Genomic DNA, 14,902 nt, shown 5'->3' on the forward strand with positions numbered 1-14,902 from the left:
GCCGAGTTCAGGCGGTGGTCGGATCCCCGCCCGGTGCGCGCGGAAGCGACATCTGGAGCAGTGCGACGTCAAAGGCCCGTGGTTCGGACACCGAACATGCGACGACGCGCCATCTGTGGGCGACGTCGGGCGGGAGACCCTGCCGCGTAGGGGACACGCGATCGCGGACCCACCGCGTGAGGGCGGCACGGACGTGTGGGTGTGCGGCCACGGAGACGACGGCGACGCCGAGCGCGGCCGAGATCACAGCCGCTCCGGCGTGGGGTGCCGCCGGCTCGGTGAGGCCGATCAGCGTGAGCCACCAGGCCGCGGTCAGCACGGCGGTCGCGATCGTCGAGGTCGCAGGCAGATGTGCGACCGACTGTGTTCTCGCCCTCATTCGCCACCTCCCGGATCGCTGTTGACCGCCTGTTTGCGATAGGAGTTTAGCCATGACATCGACCAGCCGGGTGATTGACGGCAACGCCTTGACCGCCTTCGGGGTCGGTGGACCCGCCGCGAGCGAGCCGACCGCGACGCTGCAGCAGCGGATGGGGCCTGCGGTCACCGATCACCGGGGTCGCATCGAGCTCAGCGCCTACGCGGTTCTCGTCGACACCGTCGGTGGCGGCCCGTTCGTCGTCCGTACCGGGCCCGAGTTCGGCGTCGTCCAGGCGCGCCTGGCCTTCGCGACCACCGGCGACCGCGTGCCCGCACAGGGACTGCTCACCGCGACGGCCACGTTGCGCGACCGTCACGACATGTTCGGTCTGACCACCGTCGACGTGACCGGTCTGGCCGACGAGCTGTACGCCTCGGTGTTGGTCCGCAACGCCCGAACCGCGCGCACGTTCGACCCGGAGTTGCTCGCCCGCGGCCGCGACGCCTCCGACACCGGTGCCGGGGAGCGTGCGACCGTCCCGGACACCATGGGCACCGACACCGATCTGCCGCCCCGCATCGACCCCGCCCTGACGGGACGCCAGATCGTGGACGCGATCGTCGGGGAACGACTCTCGAGTGGGCCGCTGGCCGAGCTGCTGTCGTTGACGGCGCACGCCGGGGCCGACGGGCCGACGGTCGTGTGTTCGCCGCAGTCGTGGATGGCCAACCCGCTGGGCACGATGCACGGCGGCGTGATCGCCGCGATCACCGCTCAGGCGTGCTCGCTCGCCGGTCAACAGCACACCGCCGCGGGCCAGAACTACACCATGATCGACTTCGCGGTGAACTTCTTCCGGTCGCCGCCGGTGGACGCGGGGGAGCTCGTCGTCACCACCCGCACCGAACGCGTCGGTCGGCGGCTCGGGTCGGTCTCGGCTGTGCTCGCCCAGGCCGACGGCACGTTGCTCGCCCGCGCCACCGCAGACCTCACCTTCGGCTGATTCGAGCGGCATCGAAGAGAACCTGTGGGTGTGCTGTCAAAACAAGCATGCGTGCTTGCTTTTTATTGGCACACCTGTGACGCTGTGTGCCATGACCGCTGTGGAGTCCCTGGTTGCCGACATGGTTGCCGAGGGGGAGTCGCTCGACGCCCTGGTCGCCGACCTCGACGACGACACCTGGCGCACACTCACGCCCGCGGTCGGCTGGACCATCGCCCACCAGATCGGGCACCTGTCCTGGACCGACCGGGTCGCCACCCTGTCCGCGGCCGACCCCGACGCGTTCGCCGACGTCCTCACCACGGGCGCCGCCGACCCCGCAGGCTTCGTCGACACCGCCGCCGAGCTCGCCGCCGCCGACGCTCCGGGCGACATCCTCGCCACGTGGCGAACCAACCGTGCCGAGCTGGCGACCGCACTCGTTGCCGTCCCGTCCGGGACCAAACTGAGTTGGTTCGGCCCGCCGATGTCGGCGGCGTCGATGGCCACCGCCCGCATCATGGAGCTCTGGGCCCACGGACTCGACGTCGCCGACACCCTCGGCGTCACCGTCGAGCCGACCTCCCGCATCCGCGCCGTCGCACACATCGGTGTCCGCACCCGCGACTTCGCCTACATCGTCAACGGTGCCACCCCACCGACCGCCGAGTTCCGCGTCGAACTGACCGCACCCGACGGATCGCTGTGGACCTGGGGACCCGACGACGCCACCGACCGCGTGAGCGGACCGGCCGTCGACTTCTGCCGACTGGTGACGCAACGTCGCGCGCCCGCCGACCTCGACCTGTCCGTGCGCGGCGACGACGCCGCGCAATGGATCCGCATCGCACAGTGTTTCGCCGGACCGCCCGGACCGGGCCGCGCGCCCCGATCGACCGAGATGAGTACCGCATGACCACCGCTGTCCCCGTCGTACCCGGCACCGCTCCCTGCGTCCGCGTCGGCAACGCCTCCGGCTTCTACGGCGACCGCTTCTCCGCCATGCGCGAGATGCTCGAGGGAGGCGATCTGGACTATCTCACCGGCGACTACCTCGCCGAGCTGACCATGCTCATCCTGGGCCGCGACCGACTCCGCGACCCCGCACGGGGATACGCGTCGACCTTCGTCCGCCAGATGCGCGAATGCCTGACCATCGCAGTCGAGCGCAAGGTCCGCATCGTCACCAATGCCGGTGGCCTGAACCCGAAGGGATTGGCGGACAAGCTCACCGAGCTGGCCGCCGAGCTCGGCGTCGAGGTCTCCATCGCCTACGTCGACGGTGACGACCTCATCTCCCGCGCACCCGAGCTCGGACTCGGCGAGCCGCTGACCGCGAACGCCTACCTCGGCGCGTTCGGCATCAAGGCCGCCCTCGACGCCGGCGCGGACGTCGTCGTCACCGGCCGGATCACCGACGCCTCACTCGCCGTCGGCCCCGCCGCACACCACTTCGACTGGCAGCCCGAGGATCTCGACCAGCTCGCCGGAGCCGTGGTCGCCGGCCACGTCATCGAGTGCGGCACCCAGGCCACCGGCGGCAACTATGCGTTCTTCACCGAGATCGGTGACCTGTCCCGCCCGGGGTTCCCCATCGCGGAGATCGCGGCCGACGGCAGCTCGGTCATCACCAAGCACCGCGCGACCGGCGGCGCCGTCACGGTGGGCACGGTCACCGCGCAACTGCTCTACGAGATCACCGGTCCCCGCTACCTCGGACCCGACGTCACCACGCGCCTCGACACCGTCGAGTTGTCGCAGCAGGGCACCGACCGCGTGCTGATCAGTGGTGTGCGCGGTGAGATCCCGCCGGAGTCGGTCAAGGTCTCGCTCAACACCCTCGCCGGGTTCCGCAACGAGGTCACGATGATCCTCACCGGCCTCGACGTCGAGGAGAAGGCCCGCCTGGTCACCGAGCAGTTCGAGTCCTCGCTGGCGACCAAGCCCGAACAACTCACCTGGGAGCTCTCACGCACCGACCGCGCCGACGGGGCCACCGAGGCCCAGTCCTCGGCACTGTTGCGCTGCGTCGGCAAGAGCCGCGACGCCGACACCGTCGGTCGTGAGTTCTCCTCGGCCGCCGTGGAGTTGGCGCTGGCCAGCTACCCCGGATTCAGCATGACGGCACCTCCGGGCAAGGGCAGTCCGTACGGGGTGTTCGAGCCGGGGTACGTCGCCGCCGACACCGTCGAGCACCGCGTGACCCTGCCCGACGGCACGGTCACCCAGATCCCTCCGAGCCCGGTCCGCGGACCGCTCGCGCCCCTTCTCGACGAGGCACCGCGCCCGGCGCGCGACTGGGGCCCCACCAGCCCGGCACCGCTCGGCCTGATCGCCGGTGCACGCAGCGGCGACAAGGGCGGCAGCGCCAACATCGGTGTGTGGGTTCGGGATCCGGAGCATTTCGAATGGCTCGACGAGATCCTCACCGTCGACCTGCTCGCGCAGCTGCTGCCCGAGACCGCCGACCTCACCGTCACGCGTCATCGTTTCCCCAATCTGCTGGCGGTCAACTTCGTGATCGAGGCCATCCTCGGCCGCGGCGTGGCCGACAACGTCCGCTTCGACCCGCAGGGCAAGGGTCTCGGCGAATGGCTACGCGCCCGCGTGGTCGACATCCCCGATCGATTCGAGGTCATCTGAATGAGTCTTGCCACACCCGCGTGGAACACCCCGGAGCGGCGCGAACTGCGCAGCACGGTCAGTGGATTCGTCGAGCGGCACATCCTGCCGCATCAGGCGGAGTGGGAGCGTGAAGGACTCATCCCGCGCGAACTGCATCGAGAGGCCTCCAAGCTGGGCCTGCTCGGACTCGGATTCCCCGAGGCGGTGGGGGGATCCGGCGGCGACCTGATCGACGCCACCATCGCAGGCGAGGTGCTGCACGAACGTGGTGCCGCCGGTGGAATCTACGCATCGCTGTTCACCCACGGCATCGCCCTGCCACACCTCGTGGCCGCGGGCGACGCCGACCAGATCGACCGGTGGGTGCGTCCCACGCTCGCGGGCGAGAAGATCGGCAGCCTGGCGATCACCGAGCCCGGCGGCGGCAGCGACGTCGGCCACCTCACGACGTCGGCGGTCCGCGACGGCGCCCACTACGTCGTCAACGGGGCCAAGACCTACATCACCTCCGCGGTCCGGGCCGACTTCATCGTCACCGCCGTACGGACCGGCGGACCGGGTGCCGGTGGGGTGTCCCTGCTCGTCGTGGACACCGACACCCCGGGCTTCTCGGTCAGTCGTAAACTCGACAAGATGGGCTGGCGCTGTTCGGACACCGCGGAACTGAGCTTCGTCGACGCTCGCGTGCCGGTCGGCAACCTCGTCGGCGCCGAGAACACCGGCTTCGCACAGATCGCGGCCGGCTTCGTCACCGAGCGCGCCGGTCTCGCCACCCAGGCCTACGCCAGCGCGCAACGCTGCCTCGACCTCACCCTCGAGTGGGTGCGCACCCGGGAGACCTTCGGCAAGCCGCTCATCGCCCGGCAGTCCGTGCAGGACAGCGTGACCGAGATGGCTCGCCGCATCGATGTCGCACGGACGTACACCCGTGCCGTCGTCGACCGGAAGGTCTCCAGCTCCGACGACCTCATCGCCGAGGTCTGCTTCGCCAAGAACACCTCCGTCGAGGCAGGTGAGTGGGTCGCGAACAAGGCCGTGCAGCTGTTCGGCGGGCTGGGCTACATGGCCGAGTCGGAGATCGAACGCCAGTACCGCGACATGCGCATCCTGGGCATCGGCGGCGGCACCACCGAGATCCTCACCGGTCTGGCGGCAAAACGCCTGGGGTATCAGGCGTGACGGCGCTGCGATCGGTGATCGACCGATCCGCGCCGGAGTTCGTCGACGCGGCGCAGACGATGCAGGAGAAGTTGGCCGGGCTCGACGCCGAGTTCACCAAGGCGCTCGCCGGCGGCGGCGAGAAGAAGGTCGCCCGTCACCATGAGCGCGGCAAGCTCCTGGCCCGTGAGCGCATCGAGTTGCTGATCGACGCCGACAGCGCCTTCCTCGAACTGTGTCCGCTCGCCGCGTACGGCTCGGACTTCCAGGTCGGTGCGTCGATGATCATCGGTATCGGCGTGGTCGAGGGCGTCGAGTGCATGATCGTCGCCAACGACCCCACCGTGCGTGGCGGAACGTCCAACCCGTGGACCCTGCGCAAGGGGTTCCGCGCCAACGAGATCGCGATGGAGAACCGTCTCCCGTGCATCTCACTGGTGGAGTCCGGTGGCGCCGACCTGCCCACGCAAAAGGACGTCTTCATCCCGGGTGGTCGGATGTTCCGCGACATCACCCAGCTCTCCGCCGCCGGGATCCCCACCATCGCTCTGGTCTTCGGTAACTCGACCGCGGGCGGCGCCTACGTCCCCGGCATGTCCGATCACACCGTGATGATCGAGAACCAGTCCAAGGTGTTCCTCGGCGGCCCGCCGCTGGTCAAGATGGCCACCGGCGAGGAGAGCGACGACGAGTCGTTGGGTGGCGCGTTGATGCACGCCCGGCAGTCCGGTCTGGCCGACTACTACGCGCGTGACGAGCAGGACGCAATCCGCATCGGGCGTCGTATCGTCGCCCGCCTCAACCACCGCAAGGTCGGTCCCGGCCCGCTGGCCGCGCCGATCGAACCCCGGTACGACACCGACGAACTCATCGGCATCGTCCCCGGCGACCTGAAGATCCCGTTCGACCCACGCGAGGTCATCGCCCGGATCGTCGACGACAGCGACTTCGACGAGTTCAAGGCCGAGTACGGGTCGTCGCTGTGCACCGGCTGGGCCCGCGTCCACGGCTACCCGGTGGGCATCCTGGCCAACGCTCAGGGCGTCCTGTTCTCCGCCGAGTCGCAGAAGGCCACGCAGTTCATCCAGCTCGCCAACCGCAGCAACACCCCGTTGTTGTTCCTGCACAACACCACCGGCTACATGGTCGGCAAGGAGTACGAGCAGAACGGCATCATCAAGCACGGGTCGATGATGATCAACGCCGTGTCGAACTCGACTGTCCCGCACATCTCCCTGCTGATCGGCGCCAGCTACGGCGCCGGCCACTACGGGATGTGCGGTCGTGCGTTCAACCCGCGGTTCCTGTTCGCGTGGCCCAGCGCGAAGTCGGCCGTCATGGGTGCGGCGCAACTGTCCGGTGTCATCTCGCTGGTCTCACGCGCGGCCACCGAGGCCCGCGGTGGGACCGTCGACGAAGAGGCCGACCGCGGGATGCGCGCCGTGATCGAGGCGCAGATCGAGGAACAGTCGCTGCCTGCGTTCCTGTCCGGCATGCTCTACGACGACGGGGTCATCGACCCCCGCGACACCCGCACCGTCCTGGGCATCACCCTCTCGGCGATCGACACCGCGCCGGTCGAGGGAACCTCCAACTTCGGCGTCTTCCGGATGTGAACAACACTGTGAGCAACAACGATTCGTCGATCACCTCGGTCCTCGTCGCCAACCGCGGCGAGATCGCCCGACGCGTGTTCGCGACCTGTGAGCGGATGGGTCTGTCCACCGTCGCGGTCTTCTCCGACCCCGACGCGCACGCCCCCCACGTCGCGGCGGCCGACCGCGCGGTCCGGCTCCCCGGCGAGACGTCGGCTGCGACCTACCTCGACGCCGACGCCATCATCGCCGCCGCGAAGTCAGCCGGCGCCGACGCGATCCACCCCGGATACGGATTCCTCTCCGAGAACGCCGCTTTCGCGCAGTCGGTGATCGACGCCGGCATCGCGTGGATCGGTCCGCCGCCGTCGTCGATCACCTCGATGGGGTCGAAGGTCAACGCCAAGGCGATCATGTCCGGCTCGGGCGTGCCGATTCTCGGCGACCTCGACCCGGCCACCCTGACCGCCTCCGACCTGCCGGTGCTCATCAAGGCTTCGGCCGGTGGTGGCGGACGCGGCATGCGCATCGTCCGCGACATCGCCGACCTCGCGGGCGAGGTCACGGCCGCGGCCCGCGAGGCCGAGTCCGCCTTCGGTGACCCGACGGTGTTCTGCGAGCCGTATGTCGAACGCGGACACCACATCGAGGTGCAGGTGCTCGCCGATCGGCACGGCCGTGTGTGGACGGTGGGGGAGCGGGAATGCTCCATTCAGCGACGGCACCAGAAGATCATCGAGGAGGCACCCGCACCGCTCGTCGAGCGCATCGGTGGTGACTTCCGCGACCGCCTTTTCGACGCGGCGCGCACGGCGACGTCGGCCATCGGCTACGTCGGCGCGGGCACGGTGGAGTTCCTCGCCGACGGCTCCGGTCGCTTCTACTTCCTGGAGATGAACACCCGTCTGCAGGTGGAACATCCGGTCACCGAGGCCACCACGGGGCTCGACCTCGTCGAGTGGCAGATCCGGGTCGCCGACGGCGAACCGCTCGGTGAGACCCCGCCGCCGATCACCGGCCACTCCATCGAGGCCCGGCTCTACGCCGAGGACCCGGCCGCCAACTGGTCCCCGCAGTCGGGCACGGTCTTCGACATCGACCTACCCGCCGACGTGACGTTCGACCGACTCGACCGACCGGGGATCCGCGTCGACTCCGGGATCGAGGCGGGCAGCGAGATCTCGGTGTTCTACGACCCGATGCTCGCCAAGGTCATCAGCTGGGCACCGGACCGCACCCGCGCCGCGGCCATGCTCGCCGGCGCGCTGGCGCGGGCGACGGTCCACGGACCCGGCACCAACCGCGACCTGCTCGTCACCATTTTGCGGCACAGCGTGTTCCGCTCCGGTGACACCGACACCGGGTTCATCGACGAGATCGGGTTGCCGGTGCTGTCGCGGCCGCTCGCCGACGCATCCGAGGTCCGACTCGCCGCGGTCGCCGCGGCGGCATCCGGTGCCGCGACCAACCGCGAGCGCGCATCGGTGCAGCGCGGGATCCCGTCGGGATGGCGGAACCTGCACTCGCAGTACCAGACCTCGCGGTTCGTGCCGGACGGGTCCGATCCGGTCGCCGATGCCGACACCGCGATCTCGGTGCGTTACCGGGCCGGTCGTGACTCCGTCGAGCTGCCCGACGATCCGTCGGTGTCGCTGGTGGACGCGTCGTCGACGTCGGTGACCCTCGAGGTGGACGGCGTCCGCAGACGGTTCGCCGTCGCCCGCCACGTCGACGCACAGAGCCGGGCGGTGACCTACGTCGACTCCGACACGACGTCGGTGACCCTGCGCGACGTGCCGCGCTTCATCGATCCGTCCGCCGTCGGCAAGCCCGGGTCGTTGCTCGCGCCCATGCCGGGGTCGGTGATCCGCATCGCGGTCGAGATCGGCGATGCGGTGACGCAGGGCCAGCCGCTGTTGTGGCTGGAGGCGATGAAAATGGAACACACGGTGCACGCACCCGCCGACGGGGTGGTGGCCGAACTGGCCGTCGTGGCCGGACAACAACTCGCGGTGGGCGATGTGCTCGCCGTCATCAGCAGTGACAGCACGACCGAGGAGACGACATGACCGCAACGACCGAGCGCCCGACCGAGGCAACCGCCGACCCCACGCCGGTGAATCCTTTTGTGGAGACCGAGGAGCGCGCCGCGCTGCGTGCCTCGGTCGCCGCACTGGGCAAGCGGTACGGCCAGCAGTACTTCATGGAGTGCGCCCGCACCGGCAAGAAGACCGACGAACTGTGGGCCGAGGCCGGCAAGCTCGGCTTCCTCGGCGTGAACCTCCCCGAGGAGTACGGCGGCGGTGGCGCCGGTATCTATGAGCTCGCGATCGTGATGGAGGAGCTGGCCGCGAACGGTGTCGGGTTGCTGATGATGGTGGTCTCACCGGCCATCTGCGGCAACATCATCGCCCGTTTCGGCACCGACGACCAGAAGCAGCAGTGGCTGCCCGGTCTGTCCGACGGCAGCGTCACCATGGCCTTCGGTATCACCGAGCCCGAGGCCGGCTCGAACTCGCACCAGATCACCACCACTGCCCGGCGGGACGGCGACGACTGGCTGCTGACCGGCCGCAAGGTCTGGATCTCCGGTGTCGACCAGGCGCAGGCGGTACTGATCGTCGCGCGCACCGAGGACGCGAAGACCGGCAAGCTCAAGCCGGCGCTGTTCATCGTGCCCACCGACACGCCGAACTTCGAGTACAAGCAGATCGACATGGAGTTGATCAACCCGGAGAAGCAGTTCCAGCTGTTCCTCGACGACGTGCGCCTGCCGTCGACGGCGCTGGTCGGATCGGCCGACGCGGCGTTGGGACAGTTGTTCGCCGGGCTGAACCCGGAGCGGATCATGGCCGCTGCGTCGGCCCTCGGCATGGCGCGCTTCGCTCTCGACAAGGCCGTCGACTACGTCAAGAACCGCACCGTCTGGAAGACGCCCATCGGCGCACACCAGGCGATCGCACATCCGTTGGCGCAGGGCAAGATCGAGATGGAGATGGCCAAGCTGATGATGCAGAAGGCCGCCACCATGTACGACGCGGGCGACGACTGGGGTGCCGCCGAACCGGCCAACATGAGCAAGTACGCCGCCGCCGAGGCGTGTGTGAAGATCGTCGACCAGGCCGTGCAGTCGATGGGTGGCAACGGTCTGTCCAGCGAGTACGGGATCGCCCCGCTGCTCAACCTGTGCCGCGTGGCCCGGGTCGCGCCGGTGAGCCGCGAGATGGTGCTCAACTTCGTGGCGCAGACCAGCCTGGGTCTGCCCAAGTCGTACTGATGGACCCGGGCTTCCGGGTGGCAAGGTGTCACCCATGACAACCCTGGTCACGCTCGAGTCCTCGGCCGGCGTCGCGACGATCACGCTCGACTCGCCGTCGAATCGCAACGCGCTCTCGGCCGACCTCGTCGCGCAGCTGCTCGAGCATCTCGCCACGGCTGGTGACGACCCCGCGGTGCGATCGGTCGTGCTCACCCACACCGGCAACACGTTCTGCGCCGGTGCCGATCTCGCCGGTGCGTTGGGCTCGGGCATGTCGCCCGAGGAGGCCTCGGCCGCGGGCGCGAAGGCGATGGTCACGGTGATGCGGACGATCCTCGAGCTGTCGCGGCCCGTGGTCGCCCGCGTCGACGGCCACGTCCGGGCCGGCGGCATCGGGCTGCTCGGGGCCTGCGACATCGTCGTCGCCGGACCGGCGAGCACCTTCGCCCTGACCGAGGCCCGTCTGGGTCTGGCGCCGTCGGTGATCTCCTTGACGCTGCTGTCCCGGATGACCTCACGGTCGGTCGGGCGCTACTTCGTCACGGGCGAGCGCTTCGGCGCCGTCGAGGCCGAGGCGATGGGACTGATCACCGTCGCCGCGGCCGACGCCGAGTCGTTGGCGTCGACCACGGGCAGCTTCTTGGACGCGATCGGCAAGGGCTCGCCGCAGGGCCTGCGGGAGTCCAAGAAAGTCGCCACCGCGCAGATCCGGGCCGAGTTCGAGCGGTTCGCCGAGGACCGGACCCGCGAGTCGGCGGCGCTGTTCGCCTCCGACGAGGCGCGCGAGGGCATGACTGCGTTCCTGGAGAAGCGCCCGCCGCGGTGGGCCGTGACCGAACCGGCGGCGACGTGATGTTCCGCGACTCCGGACGGCCGGCCACCCCTGTCCGCAAACCGCAGCAGGACCGGTCGCGCGCCACACGGGAGCGGTTGATCTCGGCGACGATCGACGTGCTGGCCACCGAGGGTTGGTCGGCGTCGACGGTGTCGGTGGTGGCCGAGCGTGCGGGGGTGTCGCGTGGTGCGGCTCAACATCATTTCCCCACCCGCGAGAGTCTGATCACGGCGACGCTGGAGCAGACGTTCGACGAACTGACCGGCCGCGCGTCGGTGATGTACGAGACGCTGCCCGAGGGACCCGGTCGCGTGGAGGCCGCGGTCACCCGTGCCGTCGACATCTACACCGGCACCCAGTTCAAGGCTGCGCTGCAGGTGTGGAGTGCCGCGGCGTCGGATCCGGGTCTGCGCGACCTGATCCGTCCGCTGGAGCGGAAGTTCGCCCGCGCGGCGCACCGGATGACCGTTCAGGCGATCGCCGGCGACACCGACGATCCGGGCGTGCACCGGCTCGTTCAGGCCACGCTCGACATGGCGCGTGGACTCGGACTGGCCGACACGCTCTCCGACGACTCCGCCCGCCGCAAACAGGTCGTCGCGACCTGGTCGGAAGTGCTTGCCGCAGCCCTGAACTGACCCGGTGAAGTTCCGCCAGTTGCGCACGTACGGACGCCAGTTGGGCACCTGGGGACGTCGAGTGGGCGGTTACGGACGCCGACTGGGCGATTGCGGACGGCGAGTGGGCGGTCGCGGTCACAGTGAGGCGACGATGGCGCGTTCCACAGGACTCCACGGATTGCCGAGATCGAACTGATCGGTGAGCATCAGACCTGGTTGCGACAGGAATCGTGGCTGCGTCCCGTGGTGCGACTGGGCGGCGTGGACGAGGAACGGATGGCAGAGGAACACGTCACCCGCCGCGCCGGTCGCGACTGCTTCTCCGCGGTCGGGTGAGTCGAGCGCGCCGGCCGCGTCCATCACGCCGCACAGTTCGAACATGTCGACCCCGCCGTCGCCGTACGGCGCCAGGAACCGCGGCACATCCTGGTGTGAGCCGACTTTGAGACGCGTCGGCGCGTCGTCCGCGCAGACATCGGAGATCAGGAACAACATCAGCAACCCGCGGTCCCGTGACGACACGTTGACGAAGTGGCGACTCGCGTCCGGGGGCAGGTAGCTCGCGTCGATGTGCCATCCGGTGTCGTTCGACTCGGTGTCGGCGGGGAAGCGGATCGCGACATTCCCGAGCTCGACTCGTCGCTGCCAGCGGCCCGGGCCGACGAGCTGGTCGTATGCCTCGGTGAGCGCGGCCGCCTGTGCGGCTCTCGTGAAGGCCGGGGTGATCGGGCTGTCCATCCGTCGCACCGGTTCGGTCCAGGTGTTCGGATCGGTCGGGTCCTCGGAGACGAGATCCCACAGTTGCCTGCGGCACTCGTCGATCGTCGGGCGGTCCACCGCGCCCCGGACGGCCACGAATCCATCGCGGACGAAGGTCTCGATCTCTGTGCTCGTGAGGGTCATCGCCGACAATTGTGCGGACGAGAACGCGGGCCGGGCAACCCGTTTTCGCCGCGCGGTTTGCTCCTTGTGCGAACTTTCCAGATGGTCCCGGGATAGGTTGCCTCCCGTGCCGTCCCTATCTGTGAACAGCAAACGTGGGCTTGTGATCGTTCTGGTCGCCGCGGCGGCGATCGCCTCTGCCGCCATCACCTGGAAGGTGGGTGCAGACCATGATGCGGGCGTCGCGGCGACCGAGGATCGGCTTCCGACGCGCCCGCAGGATCTGGCGGTCCGACCAGAGCTCCAGTGGGTACTGAACACGGAGCGACTCGCCGGTAATTCCGTCGACCGGCCGCTGAACTTCCCCTCCGGGATGAAAAGTGCAGGGATCACCACGGGAGCCGTCGGGGCCGGCGACCAGGTGATCGTCGCCGCGGTGGGGCACCCGCTGTACGGCCGTTACGACACCGAGGACGGACGGGGCATCGTGGTGGACTCCGCCACCCTGGTCGGGGTCGACCGCCAGACGGGCAAACCCCTGTGGCGCCGAGGTATCGGTCACGTCGAACAGTGCTCCGACAGCTACAGACGCGGCACGATCGCATGCTGGGACATCGACAGGGTCATGTTCATCGATGTCGCGACCGGCCACGTGCGCAGCGAGACGACGACCGACTTTCTGATGACCTATGCAGACGTCATAGGCGGCGTCGCATATGTCACCGGCCGACGAACCGGCATCGATCGCCGATCCGTGGTTATGACCGCAGGAACCGTCGACGACCCGGACTCGGCTTTTCGTCGAGAGTACGACGTCACCGGACATGATTCGTATGTCGCGGAGACGCTCCCGGCATCGGACACCTTCACGATCGTCGAATCGATCTACGGCCCGGTTCAATATCGCACCACCGCCTACGATCTCGACAGTGGACGGAAGCGCTTCGTCTTCGATGGAGACGTCCGAGCGGCGGGTGAAGGACTGTTCCACGCCGACGACTTGGCGCATCAGAGGTTGTCCCTCCTCGACCGGAACGGGGTCCCGATTGCGCGGCTGGGGAGCACGGCGTGGATGGTCTACCCACCTCCGACGTCTGCGCCGTTCGCACCGGCGGTGCTTGACGGCGGTGTCTACGACCCGGAGTCCGGGGCGTTCCTCTGGCGCGATCCGGTTCTGAATTCCGGAGGGGTGTCTGCGTTTGTCGGCACCACGATGATCGTGTCCTCACCTGACGACCAGACGATCGTCGGTTTCGATTCCCGCTCCGGTCGCAGGCAATGGACAACACCGTGGCGAGACGCCTACTGGATGACCGGCGGCCTGACCGACGGCCGATACTTCGTGTTCGCCGACTATGTCGGCATGCACTCGTCGGATGCGACCACCGGTCAGATCCTGTGGACGATCCGACTGCCGACAGGAATCGACTCGCGCGGTGTCACCGTGGAAGACGCCGGCGGCGACATCCTGCGTACCACGGCGAAGGCGGTCTCCCTGTGGCGCTGACCTGGGTGCTCAGTGGTGGGCGCGGGCCTCGCGGATGCCCATCGCGGTGACCGTCAGGGCGACCACCGCCAGGCCCGTCCACTGCGACCAGGTCAGGCTCGTGCCCAACACCAGCACTCCGACCACGGCTGCGGTCGCCGGGAAGGCGAGTTCGCCCAGCGTTGCCCGGGACGCCGGGGTCGACTGCAGGGCGCGGTAGTACAGCGTCAGGGCGAGCAACCCCGGGATGAGGGCCAGCAGGACGAGACCCACCGCGTCACCCCACGTCGGCAGTACCGCCGCGCCGGTCACCCCGACGACGCCGAATGCGCCGATCGTGCCGAACCCCAGCCGCAGGGTGGTCAGGTCGCGCGGTGTCAGTGACGGCGACACCAGTCGCCCGAGAACGGTGCCGACCCCCCAGAGAGCGGCGGCGCCGAGCGCGAGCAGTGCCGGCTCGAGTTCGGACACACTCAGGTGCAGCGGGTCGGCGAACGCGAGGAGCCAGGCGCCGGCGAGGGCGGGGACCACGTACAGCGCGAAGCGGGGACGCAGGCGTTCGCCGAGGAGCATCACCGCCAGGGCGATGGCGAGGACGGGCTGCAATTTCTGCAGGACGAGCGGGGTGATGAAGTCGCCGCTGCTCCCGGCGATCGTGAACGCCCGGGTGAACAGTGCGGTCGCCACAGCCGACGACCCGACGCCGATGACCACCACCGCGGCCCGGTCGCGCAGACCGAGCCCCATGAAGGCGCGAATCGCGGACGGCAGGAAGGGGGCGAGCACGATCATCGGGATGATGTGCTCCGACAGCACGATCGTGCCTGCGGCGAGGTCGGAGGCGAGCGGCTTGCGCAACAGGCCATCGAGTCCCCACAGCGCCGCGGACACGGCGATCAACCAGGTGGCGTCCCGCCGACCGGCAGGGCTCGACGACCGGTCGGTGCCGGTCACGATGACCGTCTGACTCATGGAGGTCCCCCGAAGGCTGGGTCGACGGATGTGGTCACGCCCCGGAACGGACCGCGACAGTCCTCACCAACGCCACGGACCCGGCGAACCTTCCCGCCACCGATGTCGCGCGGTCGGGCCGAGGTGA

Annotated in this window: 13 protein-coding genes; 10 read left to right on the plus strand and 3 right to left on the minus strand. The window is 69.1% G+C overall.

Annotation, left to right across the window (positions count from 1 at the left end; translation table 11 throughout):
- Window positions 1-7: 7 nt before the first annotated feature.
- Window positions 8-379 carry a hypothetical protein gene (locus IEV93_RS09860; protein WP_188489205.1) on the minus strand — a complete coding sequence of 124 codons (372 nt, stop codon included), beginning with the start codon at window positions 377-379 and terminating at the stop codon, window positions 8-10.
- Window positions 380-431: 52 nt separating this feature from the next.
- Here IEV93_RS09860 and IEV93_RS09865 point away from each other — a divergent pair, with 52 nt between their 5' ends.
- From IEV93_RS09865 to IEV93_RS09905, 9 genes are all read left to right on the plus strand, one after another.
- The gene (locus IEV93_RS09865; RefSeq protein WP_188489207.1) at window positions 432-1,364 is read left to right on the plus strand and encodes a PaaI family thioesterase; all 933 of its coding nucleotides are present in this window, start codon (window positions 432-434) and stop codon (window positions 1,362-1,364) included.
- Between the two features lie 91 nt (window positions 1,365-1,455).
- Complete coding sequence (locus IEV93_RS09870) at window positions 1,456-2,259, plus strand: TIGR03084 family metal-binding protein (protein ID WP_188489209.1); 804 nt, start codon at window positions 1,456-1,458, stop codon at window positions 2,257-2,259.
- Window positions 2,256-3,986 carry an acyclic terpene utilization AtuA family protein gene (locus IEV93_RS09875; RefSeq protein ID WP_188489211.1) on the plus strand — a complete coding sequence of 577 codons (1,731 nt, stop codon included), beginning with the start codon at window positions 2,256-2,258 and terminating at the stop codon, window positions 3,984-3,986. Before IEV93_RS09870 ends, IEV93_RS09875 begins: the two co-directional genes overlap by 4 nt.
- Window positions 3,987-5,147, plus strand: a complete 1,161-nt coding sequence (locus tag IEV93_RS09880; RefSeq protein WP_188489213.1) for an acyl-CoA dehydrogenase family protein — start codon at window positions 3,987-3,989, stop codon at window positions 5,145-5,147. It abuts the gene before it with no gap.
- Window positions 5,144-6,742: an acyl-CoA carboxylase subunit beta gene (locus IEV93_RS09885; protein WP_188489215.1), complete on the plus strand. Its 1,599-nt coding sequence runs from the start codon at window positions 5,144-5,146 to the stop codon at window positions 6,740-6,742. Before IEV93_RS09880 ends, IEV93_RS09885 begins: the two co-directional genes overlap by 4 nt.
- A gap of 8 nt (window positions 6,743-6,750) precedes the next feature.
- Complete coding sequence (locus IEV93_RS09890; RefSeq protein WP_188489217.1) at window positions 6,751-8,790, plus strand: ATP-binding protein; 2,040 nt, start codon at window positions 6,751-6,753, stop codon at window positions 8,788-8,790.
- The gene (locus IEV93_RS09895) at window positions 8,787-9,998 is read left to right on the plus strand and encodes an acyl-CoA dehydrogenase family protein (RefSeq protein WP_188489219.1); all 1,212 of its coding nucleotides are present in this window, start codon (window positions 8,787-8,789) and stop codon (window positions 9,996-9,998) included. The genes IEV93_RS09890 and IEV93_RS09895 overlap by 4 nt, the downstream gene beginning before the upstream one ends.
- Before the next feature lie 34 nt (window positions 9,999-10,032).
- Entirely contained in the window at window positions 10,033-10,833 is an 801-nt protein-coding gene (locus IEV93_RS09900; RefSeq protein WP_188489221.1) for an enoyl-CoA hydratase family protein, read from the plus strand.
- Window positions 10,833-11,453 carry a TetR/AcrR family transcriptional regulator gene (locus IEV93_RS09905; RefSeq protein WP_188490494.1) on the plus strand — a complete coding sequence of 207 codons (621 nt, stop codon included), beginning with the start codon at window positions 10,833-10,835 and terminating at the stop codon, window positions 11,451-11,453. Before IEV93_RS09900 ends, IEV93_RS09905 begins: the two co-directional genes overlap by 1 nt.
- A gap of 117 nt (window positions 11,454-11,570) precedes the next feature.
- On the opposite strand, the gene IEV93_RS09910 is transcribed toward IEV93_RS09905, so the two are convergent.
- A complete protein-coding gene (locus IEV93_RS09910; protein ID WP_188489223.1) occupies window positions 11,571-12,338 on the minus strand; it encodes a phytanoyl-CoA dioxygenase family protein in 768 nt (255 codons plus the stop codon).
- A gap of 142 nt (window positions 12,339-12,480) precedes the next feature.
- On the opposite strand from IEV93_RS09910, the gene IEV93_RS09915 reads away from it, so the two are divergent.
- A complete protein-coding gene (locus IEV93_RS09915) occupies window positions 12,481-13,824 on the plus strand; it encodes an outer membrane protein assembly factor BamB family protein (protein ID WP_188489226.1) in 1,344 nt (447 codons plus the stop codon).
- A gap of 9 nt (window positions 13,825-13,833) precedes the next feature.
- On the opposite strand, the gene IEV93_RS09920 is transcribed toward IEV93_RS09915, so the two are convergent.
- The gene (locus tag IEV93_RS09920; protein ID WP_188489228.1) at window positions 13,834-14,775 is read right to left on the minus strand and encodes a DMT family transporter; all 942 of its coding nucleotides are present in this window, start codon (window positions 14,773-14,775) and stop codon (window positions 13,834-13,836) included.
- Window positions 14,776-14,902: the final 127 nt, after the last annotated feature.

This window comes from Williamsia phyllosphaerae, from assembly GCF_014635305.1.
GTDB classification, from domain to species: Bacteria; Actinomycetota; Actinomycetes; order Mycobacteriales; family Mycobacteriaceae; genus Williamsia_A; species Williamsia_A phyllosphaerae.

What these genes read in the sequence shown, in the direction of transcription:
- IEV93_RS09860 (WP_188489205.1), bottom strand. Translation starts at nt 379, where the DNA reads ATGAGGGCGAGAACACAGTCGGTCGCACATCTGCCTGCGACCTCGACG.
- IEV93_RS09920 (WP_188489228.1), bottom strand. Translation starts at nt 14,775, where the DNA reads ATGAGTCAGACGGTCATCGTGACCGGCACCGACCGGTCGTCGAGCCCT.
- IEV93_RS09905 (WP_188490494.1), top strand. Translation starts at nt 10,833, where the DNA reads ATGTTCCGCGACTCCGGACGGCCGGCCACCCCTGTCCGCAAACCGCAG.
- IEV93_RS09900 (WP_188489221.1), top strand. Translation starts at nt 10,033, where the DNA reads ATGACAACCCTGGTCACGCTCGAGTCCTCGGCCGGCGTCGCGACGATC.
- IEV93_RS09910 (WP_188489223.1), bottom strand. Translation starts at nt 12,338, where the DNA reads ATGACCCTCACGAGCACAGAGATCGAGACCTTCGTCCGCGATGGATTC.
- IEV93_RS09875 (WP_188489211.1), top strand. Translation starts at nt 2,256, where the DNA reads ATGACCACCGCTGTCCCCGTCGTACCCGGCACCGCTCCCTGCGTCCGC.
- IEV93_RS09865 (WP_188489207.1), top strand. Translation starts at nt 432, where the DNA reads ATGACATCGACCAGCCGGGTGATTGACGGCAACGCCTTGACCGCCTTC.
- IEV93_RS09870 (WP_188489209.1), top strand. Translation starts at nt 1,456, where the DNA reads ATGACCGCTGTGGAGTCCCTGGTTGCCGACATGGTTGCCGAGGGGGAG.
- IEV93_RS09880 (WP_188489213.1), top strand. Translation starts at nt 3,987, where the DNA reads ATGAGTCTTGCCACACCCGCGTGGAACACCCCGGAGCGGCGCGAACTG.
- IEV93_RS09895 (WP_188489219.1), top strand. Translation starts at nt 8,787, where the DNA reads ATGACCGCAACGACCGAGCGCCCGACCGAGGCAACCGCCGACCCCACG.